This is a genomic window from Prevotella rectalis (genome assembly GCF_900607215.1).
GTDB lineage: Bacteria > Bacteroidota > Bacteroidia > Bacteroidales > Bacteroidaceae > Prevotella > Prevotella brunnea.
In genome coordinates, this window is the sequence record NZ_LR027822.1 from 185,120 (window position 1) to 203,605 (window position 18,486).

General features: G+C 44.0%; 17 protein-coding genes and 5 tRNA genes. 1 reads left to right on the forward strand and 21 read right to left on the reverse strand.

Annotated features, from left to right (window positions below):
• Positions 1 to 677: 677 nt before the first annotated feature.
• The 21 genes from E0E16_RS09185 to E0E16_RS09285 form a co-directional block, all read right to left on the reverse strand.
• Positions 678 to 1,001: a DUF3467 domain-containing protein gene (locus E0E16_RS09185; protein ID WP_130830065.1), complete on the reverse strand. Its 324-nt coding sequence runs from the start codon at positions 999 to 1,001 to the stop codon at positions 678 to 680.
• Between the two features lie 408 nt (positions 1,002 to 1,409).
• Positions 1,410 to 5,783: a DNA-directed RNA polymerase subunit beta' gene (gene rpoC, locus E0E16_RS09190; protein ID WP_130830066.1), complete on the reverse strand. Its 4,374-nt coding sequence runs from the start codon at positions 5,781 to 5,783 to the stop codon at positions 1,410 to 1,412.
• A gap of 27 nt (positions 5,784 to 5,810) precedes the next feature.
• Complete coding sequence (rpoB, locus tag E0E16_RS09195; protein WP_130830067.1) at positions 5,811 to 9,620, reverse strand: DNA-directed RNA polymerase subunit beta; 3,810 nt, start codon at positions 9,618 to 9,620, stop codon at positions 5,811 to 5,813.
• Positions 9,621 to 9,798: 178 nt separating this feature from the next.
• Positions 9,799 to 10,182 carry a 50S ribosomal protein L7/L12 gene (gene rplL / locus E0E16_RS09200; RefSeq protein ID WP_130830068.1) on the reverse strand — a complete coding sequence of 128 codons (384 nt, stop codon included), beginning with the start codon at positions 10,180 to 10,182 and terminating at the stop codon, positions 9,799 to 9,801.
• A 59-nt stretch (positions 10,183 to 10,241) separates the two neighbouring features.
• Positions 10,242 to 10,760 carry a 50S ribosomal protein L10 gene (gene rplJ / locus E0E16_RS09205; protein WP_130830069.1) on the reverse strand — a complete coding sequence of 173 codons (519 nt, stop codon included), beginning with the start codon at positions 10,758 to 10,760 and terminating at the stop codon, positions 10,242 to 10,244.
• 18 nt (positions 10,761 to 10,778) lie between these two features.
• Positions 10,779 to 11,471 (reverse strand): 50S ribosomal protein L1, encoded by a 693-nt coding sequence (gene rplA, locus E0E16_RS09210; RefSeq protein WP_130830070.1) that lies wholly within the window; start codon positions 11,469 to 11,471, stop codon positions 10,779 to 10,781.
• 21 nt (positions 11,472 to 11,492) lie between these two features.
• Complete coding sequence (rplK, locus tag E0E16_RS09215) at positions 11,493 to 11,933, reverse strand: 50S ribosomal protein L11 (protein ID WP_130830071.1); 441 nt, start codon at positions 11,931 to 11,933, stop codon at positions 11,493 to 11,495.
• Between the two features lie 59 nt (positions 11,934 to 11,992).
• A complete protein-coding gene (nusG, locus tag E0E16_RS09220) occupies positions 11,993 to 12,538 on the reverse strand; it encodes a transcription termination/antitermination protein NusG (RefSeq protein ID WP_130830072.1) in 546 nt (181 codons plus the stop codon).
• Between the two features lie 13 nt (positions 12,539 to 12,551).
• On the reverse strand, positions 12,552 to 12,743 hold the full coding sequence (secE, locus tag E0E16_RS09225) for a preprotein translocase subunit SecE (RefSeq protein WP_130830073.1): 192 nt from the start codon (positions 12,741 to 12,743) through the stop codon (positions 12,552 to 12,554).
• Positions 12,744 to 12,758: 15 nt separating this feature from the next.
• Positions 12,759 to 12,831, reverse strand: a tRNA-Trp gene (locus E0E16_RS09230).
• Between the two features lie 46 nt (positions 12,832 to 12,877).
• Positions 12,878 to 14,068 carry an elongation factor Tu gene (gene tuf, locus E0E16_RS09235; protein WP_130830074.1) on the reverse strand — a complete coding sequence of 397 codons (1,191 nt, stop codon included), beginning with the start codon at positions 14,066 to 14,068 and terminating at the stop codon, positions 12,878 to 12,880.
• Positions 14,069 to 14,139: 71 nt separating this feature from the next.
• A tRNA-Thr gene (locus E0E16_RS09240) sits at positions 14,140 to 14,211 on the reverse strand.
• 9 nt (positions 14,212 to 14,220) lie between these two features.
• Positions 14,221 to 14,293: transfer RNA gene (locus E0E16_RS09245), tRNA-Gly, on the reverse strand.
• 64 nt (positions 14,294 to 14,357) lie between these two features.
• Positions 14,358 to 14,439: transfer RNA gene (locus tag E0E16_RS09250), tRNA-Tyr, on the reverse strand.
• A 26-nt stretch (positions 14,440 to 14,465) separates the two neighbouring features.
• Positions 14,466 to 14,542: transfer RNA gene (locus E0E16_RS09255), tRNA-Thr, on the reverse strand.
• 96 nt (positions 14,543 to 14,638) lie between these two features.
• Positions 14,639 to 14,938, reverse strand: a complete 300-nt coding sequence (hpf, locus tag E0E16_RS09260) for a ribosome hibernation-promoting factor, HPF/YfiA family (protein ID WP_130830075.1) — start codon at positions 14,936 to 14,938, stop codon at positions 14,639 to 14,641.
• A 23-nt stretch (positions 14,939 to 14,961) separates the two neighbouring features.
• The gene (locus E0E16_RS09265) at positions 14,962 to 15,846 is read right to left on the reverse strand and encodes a tyrosine-type recombinase/integrase (protein WP_130830076.1); all 885 of its coding nucleotides are present in this window, start codon (positions 15,844 to 15,846) and stop codon (positions 14,962 to 14,964) included.
• Positions 15,847 to 15,917: 71 nt separating this feature from the next.
• Positions 15,918 to 16,109, reverse strand: a complete 192-nt coding sequence (gene rpsU / locus E0E16_RS09270; RefSeq protein ID WP_130830077.1) for a 30S ribosomal protein S21 — start codon at positions 16,107 to 16,109, stop codon at positions 15,918 to 15,920.
• 210 nt (positions 16,110 to 16,319) lie between these two features.
• Complete coding sequence (locus E0E16_RS09275) at positions 16,320 to 16,658, reverse strand: TM2 domain-containing protein (RefSeq protein WP_130830078.1); 339 nt, start codon at positions 16,656 to 16,658, stop codon at positions 16,320 to 16,322.
• A gap of 21 nt (positions 16,659 to 16,679) precedes the next feature.
• A complete protein-coding gene (locus tag E0E16_RS09280; RefSeq protein ID WP_130830079.1) occupies positions 16,680 to 17,051 on the reverse strand; it encodes a DUF2752 domain-containing protein in 372 nt (123 codons plus the stop codon).
• Positions 17,052 to 17,054: 3 nt separating this feature from the next.
• Positions 17,055 to 17,372 (reverse strand): CD225/dispanin family protein, encoded by a 318-nt coding sequence (locus E0E16_RS09285; RefSeq protein ID WP_130830080.1) that lies wholly within the window; start codon positions 17,370 to 17,372, stop codon positions 17,055 to 17,057.
• A 287-nt stretch (positions 17,373 to 17,659) separates the two neighbouring features.
• Here E0E16_RS09285 and E0E16_RS09290 point away from each other — a divergent pair.
• Positions 17,660 to 18,486: DUF4372 domain-containing protein (locus E0E16_RS09290; protein ID WP_130830628.1), on the forward strand; the 827-nt coding region annotated here is incomplete at its 3' end.

Sequence of the window (18,486 nt, forward strand, 5' to 3'; positions counted from 1 at the left end):
TGGAACGCCGAAAATATGGCGAACGACGGTCTTATGCCATCTTCACCAAAGGTCCCAGGGGGCATCGAGCCCCCTAAGACCTTGCCGAAAATATGACGGAACTTAGGTGTTGTCCATCTTCTTTTATGCAAGTGCACTGACTTCAAATTTAAACTATATAATGTTAATGTCAAGTCATTCAGTAAATAAGAAAATATTTGACAAGTAAAACAGAAATACATCGTCAGATCTGACAAGTGAATTCAGGAAAAGACAATATTTTCATTCTATCAGTACAAAGCTTAACTTTCACGTTCCGAAAGCTGACCTTTTGCAATGCAATAGGTCATGAATTGAAGTGCAAAAGCTCACCTTTTAGATCATAATCAATATCACATTGATTATCAGAAGGTTACGAAATGCTATCCGAATGTTGTTTTTGTCATATTATTTCGCAGCGATGGTCGGGTCGCTTTTTTCGGTAACAAGAATCTGTTTTCCACCGTCTAAACATGAATTGAAAACATGAGGAGCCGGGTGCTGTTCGGCATTGGAGCACGACACGTCAAGTCGCATGATCGGATGCAACGCATCGTGAGTTCTCTAAAAATATTTAGGACACCATGGATAAAAACGAGCAAACAGACCATCCCCAAAAATAAACAGGGGGAATCTGATTAGTTTGGCTTTTTCCATTATTACGCCTCGCCCTTGTTTACACCGAAGGGGGCTATTGTGCGTGGTTGTTGGTTAGGGATATTTATTTTACCAAATTCCGCTTCGTATCTGATGATATTCTCCTGTAACGCGCCCAACAAGCGTTTAGCGTGTTCGGGGGCCATCACCACCCTACTGGAAACAGAAGCCTTGGGTATGCCCGGAAGCATGGTTACGAAATCTATCACAAATTCCGAACTGGAATGGGAAATGATTTGAAAATTGGTATAAACACCTTTTGCCAATTCGGGACTTAAATCTATTTGCAACTGCTGACCTTGTGGTTTTTGATTGTTATTTTCCATTTCTTCTTTTGATTATTGATTTAACTGATGCAAAGTTAATGTAAATAAGGGAAAGCAACAAGAAAACATCATCATCTTTTTCCACGTAAAAGATCATAAGCCAACAACAAGACGTAGAAAATGAAAGGAAATGATTAAAGTGTGCTTACTTGGACGCAAGTAAAAAAAACGTGTATCTCTGTACAATGTTCGCACGCAAGAAAATCAACCTCCCGGGCACTGTCAATATCACGGTTGTGAACAAAGCGCATAACAATTCGCAGATTACCTTTTGCAATGTTCCATTAAAAAAACGGTTACACGTCCATTCCCAATGCGAATATAGAGTTACGCCTCATTCCGAAAAAGGATTGAAAAAAAGAGGACATACCATAGGCATGTCCTCTTTTTATTCAAAAGTATAGAGATTTATTCCTCTTCGACTTCGTTACCATCTTGATCGGTGAAGTCGAGAACGTTCTTTTTATTGGCCTCCATACGCACATGATCTTCTTTTGAGCCGACAACGAGTCGTTGCCACTGACGAAGTCCGGTTCCCGCAGGAATAAGATGACCACAGATTACATTTTCCTTCATACCATCCAATGTATCGCTCTTAGCCCGGATAGCGGCTTCGTTGAGCACCTTGGTTGTCTCTTGGAAGGAAGCGGCACTCATGAAGCTCTTCGTACCCAAAGCGGCACGAGTGATACCCTGCAGCATCTGGGTGGCTGTGGCTTGAACGGCATCGCGCACTTGAACCAACTTGAGGTCGCGACGCTTCAGGCTGGAATTCTCATCGCGGAGTTTGCGAACGGATAGGATTTGTCCCTTGTAACAATTTTCCGAGTCGCCGGCATCGATAACCACTTTCTTGCCCCATATTCTATCGTTCTCTTCGGAGAAGTCGAGCTTATCAACCAACTCTTGTTCAAGGAACGTGGTATCGCCCGGGTCTTCTATGCGAACTTTACGCATCATCTGACGCACGATAATCTCAAAGTGTTTGTCGTTTATCTTCACACCCTGCAAACGATACACGTCCTGAACCTCATTAACGATGTATTCCTGTACGGCGGTAGGACCTTTGATAGAAAGAATGTCTGCCGGTGTAATGACACCATCTGAAAGTGGGGTTCCGGCACGAACGGCATCATGTTCCTGAACAAGTATCTGTTTGGACAGACTTACGAGGTACTTGCGTTGTTCACCGGTTTTTGAAGTGATAATTATCTCACGATTACCACGCTTCACTTTACCCATTGCCACCTCACCATCGATTTCTGAAACCACGGCAGGATTGGATGGATTACGCGCTTCGAAGAGTTCGGTAACACGTGGAAGACCACCGGTGATATCGCCTGCGCCTCCAACAGAACGCGGTATCTTTACAAGCGTTGTTCCGGTCTTGATTTCAGCACCATCGCGCACAATCTGCTCAAGGTGTCCGCCCACCGGAAGGTTATAAGTTCCGAGAATATCCTTATCCTCATAAACGCCATTAGCACCTTTCTTCGCGCCTTTCTTAACGACATCCACAGTGGGCACTTTACCCTTGTCGCGAGATTCGGTGATGATGCGTTCGGTCAAGCCGGTAGCATCATCGGTTTCCGCCTTGTAGGTAAGACCTTCAGCGACATCGTGAAGCCGAAGCACACCTGCATATTCACTGACGATAACGGCATTGAACGGATCCCACTTACAGATAAGATCACCCTTCTTCACCTTATCACCATTCTTGAAATAGAGTGTGCTACCATAAGGAACGCTCTCCGTCAAAAGCACAATACCGGTATTCTGATCAATGAACCTAATTTCAGCCAAGCGGCTTACTACCTTTTGGCAGGCTTTATCCTCATCGTCAACAAAAGGAACGGTGCGAAGTTCATCAAACTCCACTTTGGCATCATTCTTTGAGGTGATGGTAGCGTTCGCTGCGGCGTTTCCGGCTACACCTCCGGCGTGGAAAGTACGAAGCGTCAGCTGTGTTCCGGGCTCACCAATAGCTTGTGCGGCAATAACTCCGACTGCTTCGCCCAAGTGTACCATGCGCGCAGAAGCAAGGTTGCGACCATAACACTTTTGACATACTCCGCGCTTACTCTCACAAGTAAGAACAGAACGAATCTCCACCATCTCCAACGGAGACTCGTCTATCATCTTGGCTTTCTCTTCCGTAATCTCCTCACCCGATGCAACAATGAGTTCTCCCGTGGTAGGATGGATGACATCGTGAACGGAGACACGCCCCAAAATGCGCTCAAAAAGAGAAGCAATGACCTCATCGCCGTTCTTCAATGCCCGACATTCCAAACCGCGAAGTGAACCGCAATCTTCTTCAGTGATAATCACATCGTGAGAAACATCCACCAAACGACGCGTCAAGTATCCTGCATCGGCTGTCTTCATAGCCGTATCGGCAAGACCTTTACGAGCACCATGCGAGGAGATGAAGTATTCAAGCACCGACATACCTTCCTTAAAGTTTGAAAGGATAGGGTTCTCAATGATCTGTGCTCCTTCGGCACCTGCCTTCTGTGGCTTTGCCATCAAGCCTCGCATACCTGCCAGCTGCGCAATCTGGTCGGCAGAACCACGAGCTCCCGAATCAAGCATCATATAGACAGCGTTGAAGCCTTGATCGTCCTCAACCATGTGTTTCATAACGCTCTGTTTCAGTTTGTTGTTCACGTGTGTCCACGCATCAATCACCTGATTGTAACGTTCTTTATCGGTGATGAAGCCCATTTCATAATTCGCCTTCACCTGATCGACTTCTGCCTGCCCTTTACCGACAATATCGACTTTTTCTTCGGGCACGATAATATCTCCCAAGTTGAAAGATAAACCGGCGGTATAAGCCATGCGATAACCCAAGTTCTTGATACCATCGAGGAAAGCACACGCACGCGCCATACCAACGGCTTTAATCACCTCGGCAATGAGACCGCGAAGTGATTTCTTGGAAATGATATCGTTAAAGTAGCCTACCTCTGTCGGGATAATCTGATTAACTATCACACGACCGATGGAGGTTTCAACCATATGTTTTTGAAGTTTTCCATCAATAAGGTCGTCAACGACAACCTTTACTTTTGCGTGCAAATCGCAACGACCTTCGTTATGAGCGATTATCGCCTCTTCAGAGCCATAGAAGCATAAGCCTTCACCCTGTGCACCCGGACGGAACTTGGTGATATAATACAGACCCAGCACCATATCTTGGGATGGGACGGTAATAGGTGCACCATTGGCAGGATTCAAAATATTATGACTCTGGAGCATCAAGACTTGCGCCTCAAGGATTGCTTCGTTACTTAAAGGAAGGTGTACTGCCATTTGGTCGCCATCAAAATCGGCATTGAATGCCGTACAAGCCAATGGATGAAGCTGTATGGCTTTTCCCTCTATCAGCTTAGGCTGGAAAGCTTGAATACCCAAGCGGTGGAGCGTAGGAGCACGGTTCAAGAGTACGGGATGTCCCTTCATAACGTTTTCCAAGATGTCCCAAATAACCGGTTCGCGACGATCTACAATTTTCTTAGCACTCTTCACGGTCTTCACGATACCTCGCTCGATGAGTTTACGAATAATAAACGGCTTGTAAAGTTCTGCCGCCATGAGTTTGGGAAGACCACATTCGCCCATCTTCAATTCCGGCCCAACAACGATAACCGAACGAGCCGAATAATCCACACGCTTACCAAGGAGGTTCTGACGGAAACGTCCTTGCTTACCTTTTAGTGAATCGGAAAGCGACTTCAATGGGCGATTGCTCTCGCTCTTTACGGCTGACGATTTGCGACTATTGTCGAACAAAGAATCGACGGCTTCTTGAAGCATACGCTTTTCGTTGCGAAGAATTACTTCGGGAGCCTTAATCTCAATCAGGCGTTTCAAACGATTGTTACGAATGATAACCCTTCGATAGAGATCGTTCAAGTCGGATGTGGCAAAACGCCCACCATCCAACGGAACCAAAGGACGCAGTTCGGGGGGTGTTACGGGGATAATCTTCATTATCATCCATTCCGGACGATTAATTCCTTCCGATTGACGGAAAGCTTCCACCACTTGCAAACGTTTCAGAGCCTCTGTCTTGCGCTGCTGACTGGAATCCGTAGTGGCACGGTCGCGAAGTTCACCGGCAAGATGATCCAAATCTATCCCAACCAAAAGGTCATAAACAGCCTCTGCGCCCATTTTCGCAATGAATTTCTTGGGATCGGAATTATCCAATCGCTCATTCCCCTCGGGTAGTCTGTTGTCAAGAATGTCCAAATATTCCTCTTCGGAGATAAGATCGAATTTATGAGATCCGTTCAGTTCTTCGTCCGTATCGGCATTTTTCATTCCTTCAACGACACCGGGTTGGATGACGATATATTTCTCATAATAGATTACCGAATCCAATTTCTTGGTGGGAAGTCCCAACAGATAGCCAATCTTGTTAGGAAGGCTTCTAAAGTACCAGATATGAGCAACGGGAACAACCAGTTCGATATGACCGGCACGCTCACGTCTAACCTTCTTTTCTGTTACCTCTACGCCACAACGATCGCAGACAATTCCCTTGTATCGGATACGCTTATATTTACCGCAACCACACTCGTAATCCTTTGTCGGACCAAATATTCGCTCACAAAACAAACCATCGCGTTCCGGTTTATAGGTACGATAATTTATTGTTTCAGGCTTAGTTACCTCACCATAGGAATTCTCAAGAACTTCCTCAGGAGAAGCAAGTCCTATTGTAATTTTGTTGAAATTACTCTTAACCTTATTATCTTTCTTAAAAGCCATTATTCTTCAATTTTTGAGGTGTTCGTATTAGTCAAGTTTAACACTCAAGCCCAAACCGCGGAGTTCATGTAATAACACGTTAAGCGATTCCGGAATACCCGGCGTAGGCATGGGCTCGCCCTTGACAATTGCTTCATAAGCCTTGGAACGTCCAACAACGTCATCCGACTTAATGGTAAGAATCTCTTGAAGGATATGCGATGCGCCAAATGCCTCGATCGCCCAAACCTCCATTTCTCCAAAACGCTGACCACCAAACTGTGCTTTACCTCCAAGAGGTTGTTGCGTTATAAGAGAATACGGACCAATACTGCGTGCGTGCATCTTGTCTTCTACCATATGACCGAGCTTTAAGAAGTAGGTCATGCCTACTGTTGCCGGCTGGTCGAAACGTTCTCCGGTTTCACCATCATAAATATAAGTGGAACAGAGGTTTGGCAAGCCTGCCTTATCCGTCCATTCTTTCAACTCTTCCAATTTAGCTCCATCAAAGATTGGAGTAGCAAACTTTATTCCCAACTTACTCCCGGCTGCGCCAAGGATAGCCTCAAAAATCTGTCCGAGGTTCATACGCGATGGCACACCCATTGGGTTCAAGACCAAATCTACCGGACGACCATCTTCCAAGAAAGGCATATCCTCCACACGAACCACTTTAGAAACGATACCTTTATTTCCATGACGACCCGCAAGTTTATCACCAACTTGAATCTTACGTTTTTTCGCGATATATACCTTCGCCATCTGCAACACTCCCGACGGTAGTTCATCGCCAATGGTGATGGAGAATTTCTTACGTTTCAATTCCGCGTCCATCTGCTTGAACTTGCGGATGTAATTCATGATGACTTGCTGAATCAAAGAATTGGTATGTTCGTCATCCGTCCATCCATTAGATTGAATGCCTTCATAATCAAGGTTCATCAACATCGCGATGGTGAATTTACTGCCCTTCGTAATAATTTCAGCATTGGAATAATCCTTTATTCCTGCCGACACCTTATCCTTGGTAAGTAGGACAAGCTTATCTACCAGCAACTCCTTTAGGTCTTTATTCTTTGCTTCTTGCTCTTCGTCAAGTTTTTTAAGTGTTTCTTTATCTCGGCGTTTGCTTTCACGAGTCTTTACGGCACGAGCGAAGAGTTTCTTATCAATGACCACACCGCTCAAAGACGGATTGGCTTTTAACGAAGAATCCTTAACATCCCCCGCCTTATCCCCAAAGATGGCTCTTAGCAGTTTTTCTTCCGGCGAAGGATCGCTCTCTCCCTTTGGTGATATCTTACCAATCATGATATCACCCGGTTCTACGCGTGCACCAACCCGAATGACACCGTTCTCATCAAGGTCCTTTGTGGCTTCTTCACTTACATTGGGTATATCGGAAGTGAACTCCTCTACACCGCGTTTTGTTTCTCGAACCTCCAGGGAATATTCATCCACATGGACTGAAGTCAGTACATCCTCACGAACCATCCTCTCTGAGATTACCACAGCGTCCTCGTAGTTGTAACCTTTCCATGGCATATAGGCAACAAGCAGATTTCTACCTAATGCTAACTCGCCGTTTTCCGTTGCGTAACCTTCCGTCAGGATGTCGCCCTTCTTCACGCGCTGACCTTTATCGCAGATGGGACGAAGATCGACAACCATGTTTTGGTTCGTCCTTCTGAATTTAGGAATACGATATTCCTTTAATGCCGGCTCAAAACTTACGAATTCTTCTTCTTCGGTACGGTCGTAAAGAATACGAATGGTAGTGGCATCAACATATTCTATCACGCCATCTCCCTCTGCCGTAATCATGGTACGAGAATCCTCGCATACCTGTCGTTCCAATCCTGTTCCAACGATTGGAGCATCATTGTGCAACAAAGGTACAGCCTGACGCATCATGTTACAGCCCATGAGAGCACGGTGACCATCATCATGTTCCAAGAAAGGAATCAATCCTGCCGAAACGGAAGCGATCTGCTGAGGAGATACATCCATCAGCGACACCTCGTGAGGTTCAACTACGGGATAGTCGGCATCCTGACGACATTTCACATAACTACGAATAAATGTACCATCAGGATTCAAAGGAGCATTGCCCTGTCCTACAGGCAAATCCTCCTCTTCTTCAGCTGTCATATAAACAACATGGTCGTTGTCAAGATCAACCTTTGAATCCGTTACTTTTCTATAGGGTGTTACAATAAAGCCAAGTTCATTTATTTTCGCATAAAGGCAAAGAGAGGAAATCAAACCAATGTTAGGTCCTTCAGGAGATTCAATCGGGCAAAGACGACCATAATGCGTATAATGCACATCACGTACCTCAAAACCGGCACGTTCACGAGAAAGACCACCGGGACCCAATGCAGAGAGGCGACGTTTATGTGTTACTTCAGCCAAAGGATTGGTCTGGTCCATGAACTGACTCAGCGGATTGGTTCCAAAGAATGAATTGATAACGCTGGATATGGTCTTGGCATTAATCAAGTCGGTTGGCTGGAACACTTCGTTATCGCGAACATTCATGCGCTCACGAATGGTTCTACTCATACGAGCCAAACCAATAGAGAATTGGTTTGCCAACTGCTCACCCACGGTACGTACGCGCCGATTCGACAAGTGGTCGATATCGTCAACCGTAGCGTTTGAATTGACAAGATTGATGAGATATTTGATAATCTCAATGATATCATCTTTGGTCAAGACACGTACATCCATGTCTGTGTCAAGCCCCAACTTCCTGTTAATGCGATAACGCCCAACTTCACCTAAATCATAACGTTTGTCGGAGAAGAAGAGGTTTTGGAAGACTTCCCGTGCACTGGCATCATCAACAGCATCAGCATTTCTCAACTGACGGTAGATGTAATTAACAGCCTCTATCTCAGAGTGGCTTGGATCTTTAGCGAGTGTATTGAAAATGATGGAATACATATTCGCAATTTCCTCGTCTTTGTGCAAAAGAATGGAAGATACTCCACTCTCAAGTATTTCCCCAATGTTCTCCTCGCTGATTTCAGACTCACGTTCCACAACGACTTCGTTTCTTTCGATGGACACCACTTCACCCGTATCTTCATCAACGAAATCCTCGTTCCAACTTTTCATTACATTGCCGGCAAGCTTTCTTCCGATAGCCGCCTTCATATTCTTCTTATTGACCTTAACTTCCTCGCAAAGGTCAAAAATCTGAAGAATGTCTTTATCGCTTTCAAAACCAATCGCACGGAGCATTGTTGTAACAGGTAGCTTCTTCTTACGATCGATGTACGCATACATGACATTGTTAATATCCGTAGCAAACTCTATCCAAGACCCTTTGAACGGAATGATACGAGCACTATAAAGTAAAGTACCATTGGCATGTACGCCTTGTCCAAAGAATACCCCCGGAGAGCGATGAAGTTGGGAAACAACAACTCGTTCAGCACCGTTAATTACGAAAGTGCCATTAGTGGTCATATAGGGAATAGTACCTAAGAACACGTCCTGTATAAAGGTTCCGAAATCCTCATGATCCGGGTCCGTACAATACAATTTCATCTTAGCCTTCAAGGGGACGCTGTAAGTCAGTCCACGTTCAAGGCATTCCTCAATGGTATAGCGAGGCGGATCAATATAATAATCCAAGAATTCAAGAACAAAATTGTTACGTGTATCGGTAATGGGAAAATTCTCTACAAATACCTTATAGAGACCGTCATTCTTACGTTCCTCCGGTGGAGTATCCAATTGCAAGAAATCGCGGAACGACTTCAATTGCAAATCAAGAAAATCCGGATAAGGATACGGATTCTGAACACTGGCGAAGTTTATTCTGGGTTTATTCTCTGTTGCCATAAATTAAAATTGAAAATAAAGTGTAACTTGAAATACACCTATCGGATTAAATCCGAATAATTGTCGAAAGACACAAAAAGGTTAGGACCTGCCTACTTAGCAAATCCTAACCGAATTTCTATACATTGCGCATAACGTTAGTCAATGACAACGCCATGAACAACATCTGCTATGAGAATTACTTCAATTCTACCTTAGCACCTTCTGCCTCGATAGCTTTCTTCAAGTTCTCAGCTTCGTCCTTAGACAAGCCTTCCTTCAATGTAGAAGGAGCACCATCAACGAGGTCTTTCGCCTCTTTCAAGCCGAGACCGCAAGCCTCTTTAACAGCCTTAACTACCTTCAGTTTGCTTGCACCTGCTTCAGTGAGAACAACGTCAAACTCTGTCTTCTCAGCAGCAGCATCAGCGGCACCGGCTGCACCGGCTGCGGGACCAGCAACTGCAACAGCTGCAGCAGCAGGCTCGATACCATACTCGTCCTTCAGGACTGTTGCCAACTCATTTACTTCTTTAACAGTAAGATTTACTAACTCTTCTGCAATAGCTTTTACGTCTGCCATTTTTATTCTAAATTTTAATTTTTATCTTTAAAAAACTGTAACTAATGACTTTATTAAGATTATTCCGGACGCTCGCCTAAAGTCTTAAGCACACCATGAATGGTGGTTGCGCCTGATTGTAGAGCTGAAAGAACGTTCTTCGCAGGAGATTGCAGCAATGCCACAACGTCGCCAATGAGTTCATTCTTGCTCTTGAGAGCTGCAAGTTCTTCGAGCTTATCTGCCCCCACAAAGATTGTCTCTTCAGCATAAGCTGCCTTTAGAGCTGGAATTCCTTCCTTCTTATAATCTTTTAGGAGTTTTGCGGGAACATTTGCTGTTTGTGCAAACATCACAGCAGTGTTACCTGTCAAAGAACCATACAGAGGTTCATAATCAACATCCGAAGCCTCAAATGCCTTGTGAAGAAGTTTGTTCTTCACAACAACCATTTTTATCTCACTCTTGAAGCACTTTCGACGGAGAGCACTGGTAGCCTCAGCATTTAACCCTGTAACATCTACAAGATAAAAATGAGGATATTCTTTCAGCTTCTCACCGAGTTCAGTGATAATCGTATCTTTTACTTCTTTTTTCATCTTACAAAACTTTTAGAGTTACTCAGCTGATTTAGGATCAATCTTGATACCCTTACTCATTGTGCTTGAAATAAAGATACTCTTAATATATGTACCTTTAGCAGCAGCAGGCTTCAACTTGATAACGGTTGAAATAAATTCTTTCGCGTTACCATAAATCTGTTCAGGTGTCATGCTAACCTTACCAATTGATGTGTGGATAATTCCCGCCTTATCAACCTTGAAGTCAATTTTACCTGATTTAACATCCTTAACTGCTTTAGCAACATCCATAGTCACAGTACCGCTCTTCGGGTTAGGCATCAAACCGCGAGGTCCGAGCACACGTCCTAAAGGACCTACCTTACCCATGCAAGACGGCATCGTAATGATAACATCAACATCTGTCCATCCGCCCTTGATCTTGTCAATATATTCATCAAGACCAACATAATCAGCACCGGCTTCCTTAGCGGCAGCCTCCTGATCAGGAGTACAGAGACAGAGCACACGCGTTACTTTTCCCGTTCCGTTAGGCAATGTTACCACGCCGCGAACCATTTGGTTAGCTTTGCGAGGATCCACGCCAAGACGGATATCAATATCGAGAGAAGCATCAAACTTAGTAGTGGTAATTTCTTTTACCAATTTTGAAGCCTCTTCCAAAGTGTATGCCTTCCCTGTTTCAACCTTCTCAGCTACTGATTTCTGATTTTTTGTCAGTTTACTCATTTCTACTTTTGAAGTTTAAAATTATTTACCAGGGAAGTCACCTTTTACAGTGATACCCATACTACGTGCAGTACCGGCTACAAGTTTCATAGCACTCTCAACCGTAAAGCAGTTGAGGTCTGTCATCTTGTCCTCTGCAATCGCTCTGACCTGATCCCAGGTTACGGAAGCGACTTTCTTGCGGTTAGGCTCGCCTGATCCGCTCTTAATCTTTGCTGCCTCGCGCAACTGAACCGCTGCGGGAGGAGTCTTGATTATAAAGCTGAAAGACTTATCGGTGTAGTAAGTGATGACAACTGGTAGTACTTTTCCAGCTTTATCCTGGGTACGGGCGTTGAACTCCTTGCAAAATCCCATGATATTAATACCCTTGGAACCCAGTGCAGGTCCTACGGGAGGGGAAGGATTTGCAGCGCCACCTTTAATCTGTAATTTGATTAATCCAGCAACTTCTTTAGCCATTTCTTTTGTTAATATTTAAAATTGATTACTATAAAAGAAGAGGTATTCGTAACAATACTTTAATCTTCTTTTCCGACTTGCATAAAACTCAGCTCCAAAGGATTCTGACGTCCGAAAATCATCACCATCACCTTCAGCTTATGTTTCTCATTGTTCACTTCTTCAATGATACCATGGAAACCACTGAAAGGTCCGTCGGTAACTTTCACAGATTCGCCTACTTCGTATGGGATGTTCTGAATATCTTCCAATTCGGATTCTTCCACATTACCCAGCAAGCGATTAACCTCGGACTGACGAACGGGAGTAGGTTCGGACATTCCACCCAAGAATCCAAGTACATTAGGCATATACCGGAGTTTGGAAGCAACTTCCGAATTCATAATGGCTTGAACAAGCACATAGCCGGGAAGACTTAACTTCTCGGAAACTACACGTTTGCCATTGCGCATGGTTGCGTGTGTCTCGGTGGGCAATAAAACCTCTGAGACATACTGCGCAAGTTTGCTGTTCTGTCGCAACTCAGCATCGATGTATTCTTTCACCTTTGCTTCCTTGCCACTAACAGCACGAAGAACATACCATTTCTTTTCTGTTTCAGCCATTTTTCCTAAACTTTTAACCCGGATAGACAAAATCCATCACATGCTGTGATATAAAATCAAAAACGAACACAATCAAAGCAATGACAAGGGAAGCAGATAATACAACCATTGCAGTGTGTGTAAGTTCAGCAGGTGTAGGCCATGTGGTCTTATGCGCAAGTTCGTCGTAGCAAGTCTTGCAGTAATTTACTATCTTCTTAAACATATTATCTTTCTTTAGCACGGGTTGAAGGACTCGAACCCTCGACACCTGGTTTTGGAGACCAGTGCTCTACCAACTGAGCTAAACCCGTATATAGAGTTTCCATATTTTGGAAACTCTATATATGATGTATGTGATTAGTCTTCGTAAACTTCAGTGATCTGACCGGAACCTACCGTACGACCACCCTCACGAATAGCGAAACGCAGACCTGTGTTCAAGGCAACAGCATAGATAAGCTCAACCTTGATTTCAACGTTATCACCCGGCATAACCATTTCAACGCCTTCCGGTAATGTAATTTCACCGGTGCAATCCATGGTACGGAGATAGAATTGAGGACGATACTTGTTACCGAATGGTGTGTGGCGACCACCCTCTTCTTTCTTCAAGATATAAACAGATGCCTTGAATTTCTTGAAAGGCTTAATCTGACCCGGATGGCAAAGAACCATACCACGTTTGATTTCTTCTTTGTCAATACCACGGAGAAGCAAACCTACGTTATCTCCTGCCTGACCTTCGTCCAAAATCTTACGGAACATCTCAACGCCGGTTACAGTGGATTTCTTATCTTCGCCGAGACCGAGCAATTCTACTTCATCACCTACGTGGATAACACCTGTTTCAATACGACCTGTAGCAACAGTACCACGACCCGTGATAGAGAATACGTCTTCAATAGGCATCAAGAACGGTTTGTCAGTAGCACGAGGAGGTTCTTGAATCCACTCATCAACGGTATTCATAAGTTCCATGATCTTATCTGTCCATTTCTCAACGCCATTCAAAGCACCAAGAGCGGAACCGCGAATGATAGGAGTATCTTCCTCGAACTCATACTGGTCAAGAATTTCACGAACTTCCATTTCAACGAGCTCGAGCATTTCCTCATCCTCAACCATATCGCATTTGTTCAAGAACACAACCAAACGAGGTACGTTCACCTGACGAGCGAGCAGAACGTGCTCACGAGTTTGAGGCATAGGACCGTCGGTAGCAGCTACTACAAGAATGGCACCATCCATCTGAGCAGCACCAGTAACCATGTTCTTTACATAGTCGGCGTGTCCCGGACAATCTACGTGCGCGTAGTGACGCTTTTCCGTTTCGTACTCAATGTGTGAAGAGTTGATGGTAATACCACGCTCTTTTTCTTCAGGAGCGTTATCAATCTGATCGAAAGACTTAGCATCTTCACCACCAAATCCCTTATCGTGAAGAGTCTTAGAGATGGCAGCTGTCAAAGTAGTCTTACCGTGGTCAACGTGACCAATTGTACCAATATTAACGTGCGGTTTGGTACGCTGAAATGTCTCTTTTGCCATAGCTTTTTATTTTATTTATATAAATGAATTATCTTTGTTTTTCTCTATCTTTTACTAAGATAAGATTGTAGAGCTGTAACTGAGAGTTGAACTCAGGACCTCTTCCTTACCAAGGAAGTGCTCTACCACTGAGCTATTACAGCAAAACCGTGAGCGGAAAACGGGGCTCAAACCCGCGACCCCCAGCTTGGAAGGCTAGTGCTCTATCAACTGAGCTATTTCCGCATGTTTATCTAAACTATCTCTTGCCCATATTGGGAGTCGAAGGTTAGATGTTTCTTTTATCGAGTGGGTAGTGATGGATTCGAACCACCGAAGCAAGAAGCAGCAGATTTACAGTCTGCCCCATTTGGCCACTCTGGAAACTACCCTTATCATCTATATTGTTTTCTCGTAGTGGAGCCTCTTGTCGGATTCGAACCAACGACCCCGAGATTACAAATCACGTGCTCTGGCCAACTGAGCTAAAGAGGCAATTGCAGCCGCTCGGCCACTTGCGTTTCCACTTGTCGTAAAACGGCTGCAAAGGTAATGCTTTATTTTTTATCCTCCAAGAAAAAAGGATTTTTTTTAATAATTTCTTTGTTTTTCTTTTACCTTGGTAAGTTGTACCTTCATTGCGTCCAAGCATAAATCAACGCCTTCCTCGAACGTATCGCAGGTCTTTTCCACATATAAGTGGCTTCCCGGAGCTGTTACCGTAAGGCTGGTTGTTTTATTTAATGCTGTCGCAGGTTTCTCTACCTTTAATTGCACCTCAACTTTCTGAATTTCCTCGTAAGTTCTTTCTAACTTCTCTACCTTTTTAATAATAAAGGCTTCCAACTTCTCGGTAGTGTCAAAACGAATTGCTTGAATTTTAATTTCCATATTTGCCTCCTTTTTTTGAAAGGTTAAGCCCGTGGGTGGGCATGTTTATAGACTTCTTTCAATTGCTCGAACGTTGTATGCGTATAGATTTCGGTGGTCGTCAATCGCTCATGTCCCAACAATTTTTTCACACTCTCCAAACCGGCATCGTGATTAAGCATGGCTGTCGCAAACGTATGTCGAAGTACGTGTGGACTGCGTTTTTGAAGTGTAGAGACAGACGACAAGCTCTGTCTAACCATTGCGTAAATCTGTGACCTTGCTACGCGTTTTCCTTTTTCCGAAAGGAATATGGCTGCCGATTTCTTGTCAATCTCCTCATCTCGTTTACGCATATACGCCTTAAGCGCCATGTATAGTTCGTCGCCGAAAGGAATGATGCGCTGTTTGTTTCTCTTCCCCGTAACTTTGAGTTCTCGCAAGTCAAAATCAACATCACTGTCATCCAGTCCGACCAATTCCGCCAAGCGAACCCCCGTAGTATAGAATGTCAGGATGATGGTACGTGCGAGAACGCTATTGTAGTCATCTGTCCATTCCTTCGAGTCGAGTAGTTCGTTCACTTCCGACTCTTTAAGAAACTGTGGCAAGGGTTTCTCCCGTTTAGGTCCTTGTATGCCGTAAGTAGGATCGTTTTGCACCAGTTTTCTTTTCAAGGCATAACGATAGAATGTTCTCAGAGCACTCAGCTTCCTATTGACGGAAGTAGCTTTCATGCCTTTATCCATCATGGATTCTATCCAATCGCGAACGAGATCCGAATCAATCACTTCCCATGTCAGGGATTTTTCGATAGTCTTGAAAAACAGCTGAAACTCTTTCAAATCCCCACTGTAGCTCTTTAGCGTCAACAGTGAACTATTTCGCTCCAACAATAAATAATTCAAGAAATCCTCAATCCTCAACACGTCACGAATAATTGGTTATTGGCAACGAATTTACGGAAATTATTTTGAACTACCAAATTCTACGCGATTTTTTATTCTTCCGCATCACGAAGCTTCTGTACATAGATGGCGCGTTCCATCTTCAAGCGCCTCTTAACAGAAGGTTTGTCAAACTGCTGACGTGAACGAAGTTCTTTTACGACACCTGTTTTTTCAAACTTTCTCTTAAATTTTTTGAGAGCTCTTTCGATGTTCTCACCATCCTTTACCGGTACAATAATCATGCTTTTTGTTTTAATTATTTAATTGTTAAACATTTACAAAGTGGCATGTGCCAACTTTAGCGGTGCAAAATTACAGTTTATTTTCCTAACTACCAAATATTTATCGGATAAATGCAAATTTCGCGACGTTTTAAAGGTTGTAGTGGAAAGATTCCAACGATGCACGTCCCTTTCGCGAGAATCCTCGCAAACCAGTGTGAGCTCCTATTTTTAATATGAATATCCGGTTTGCAACAGTCGGAGGTTTTTCGCTCGGGTCTCATTCATGATCAGGAACAAGTCAACAATCCACCATATACCGGCACCACCACAAGTAATCAGTTTCAGAACTCCCAATCCGATATCACCGATGTAGAATCTGTCAATTCCCAATTGCCCCAAAAGAATCGACAAGATGATGGAAATCGTAGGATCTTTCATCATCGAAAATCGTAGATTTGCCGTGTGGAGGTCCATTTCCATCAAGCTGCGTTTCACAAGTTCCCATGCCTCAAATGGGATTTTTCCGCCATTTACTGCCAGTAATTGTTCCACTTGAATTGTGTTCATAGTTGTAAGGCTTTTGAAATTTTATATATGCAATACGTTACGTACAACCAACCAAACAAAAAAAATCACGATATAGGTCCAAACAACATACCGGTGTTCCGCTATCCTGCCCCATTTTGACTTCCATTTTCCTATGGGTAGCACCCAAAGCAAGCACAAAACCAGCAAATAGGGCAGTGCAAGCAACAAGAAATAATTGTAAGAGATAGCCTCTCCGAAATTGCCGTGAAGTGCAGCATGCAAAAACCGCTGCGCTCCGCAACCCGGACAGCTGTAACCCGTTAGCAACTTAACGGGACACTTTGGGGACAACCGATACTGAGCAGGATTTAACAGAAAGTAAAAGCTGCCAATTGCAATTGCCCCCAACAGCAAAAAGGCGATCTTTCTCAACCCTTACTGATTAAGGAGATCCGCAAGAGAGCCAAAACCAAAAATGCCGAAATAGGCTAAATTGCATACCACGGAAATGATAACTCCTATCCAGCACCATTTCTTCACGTCATTGGCAGTTGCCACAGCCAACTCGTACTGATTGGTCATATAATAGGTATTCACCTTATTTGCCAAGATAATCGCATAAATGCCCAAAGGCAAGCAACAACAAATAGTTGTAAAAATGGCAAATATCAGGTTATTGTTAGGTTTCGGAGGCATTACATTGCCTGCACTCCCATTCTGTCCCATGCCATCATTGGTAAAATTTTCATTCATAGTCTTTGGTTTATTAATCAATTGTTTTAAAAGTTGAGTTCAAAAGTACGAAATTATTATCAATGCCACAAATCCCCAATAGTTTTTTTTAGCAATTCCATAAAAGCGATCAGCATATGGTACTGTCCTATAAAAGTGTGTAAGCCCCTTTTTCTTATCTTTGTTTCGGAAAAAATATTATTACTGTCCGCTAAACATCCCACATTTTTTATGAATTAGGGCTGACACTTCTCACGAGGTATCAGCCCTTTTTGTTATCTTTGCTTTTGTTTCCAAACTCAGATAACATGGGCAAAAGTACACATTTCTTCGGACAGCCGGTATATGGTCAGCTGATAAAATCTCTCGACCAAGTTGAAATAAGCCGTCGGAACGGCGGTGAGCGGTATGTGAAGACCTTTGATGGCTTCACCCATCTTCTTACGATGATGTATGCAGTCATCATGCGCTTCGACTCCCTGCGCGAGATAGAGGCGGCAATGACGGCTGAGGTGCGCAAGCTTCATCACATAGGCATGGACAGGGTTCCTAAGCGCAGTACCCTGTCAGACGCGAACGCCAGACGCTCGGAGAAATTCTTTGAGGACGTGTATCACGACCTTTACGAGTCCAATAAGGACAAACTTTCTTCGGACAGCCGACGCAATGGTACGGAGGAATGGGTAAAACGTCTGAGAATCATCGATTCCACCACGATAACCCTGTTCTCTAACGTCATCTTCAAGGGCGTGGGCCGTCATCCTAAGACGGGAAAGAAGAAGGGTGGCATAAAAGTGCATTCCGTCATTCATGCAAACGAGGGAGTTCACTGTGACGTGAAGTTCACCTCTGCCGCTACCAACGATTCCTTCATGCTCGCCCCCAGCCATTTCAAGCATGATGAAATCGTTGCCCTGGATCGTGCATATATTAACTATGAAAAGTTTGAGGAACTGACCGAGAGGAACGTCGTCTATGTCACCAAGATGAAGAAAAATCTCAAATACGAGGTGTTGGCAGACTGCATGGATATGAACGAGGATGGGCTGATGGAATATCGTGAGCAGGTGGTGGTGTTCAGGAAGGGCGGTATCAACCATATAGCGCGTATCATCACCTATGTGGATATCAAGAA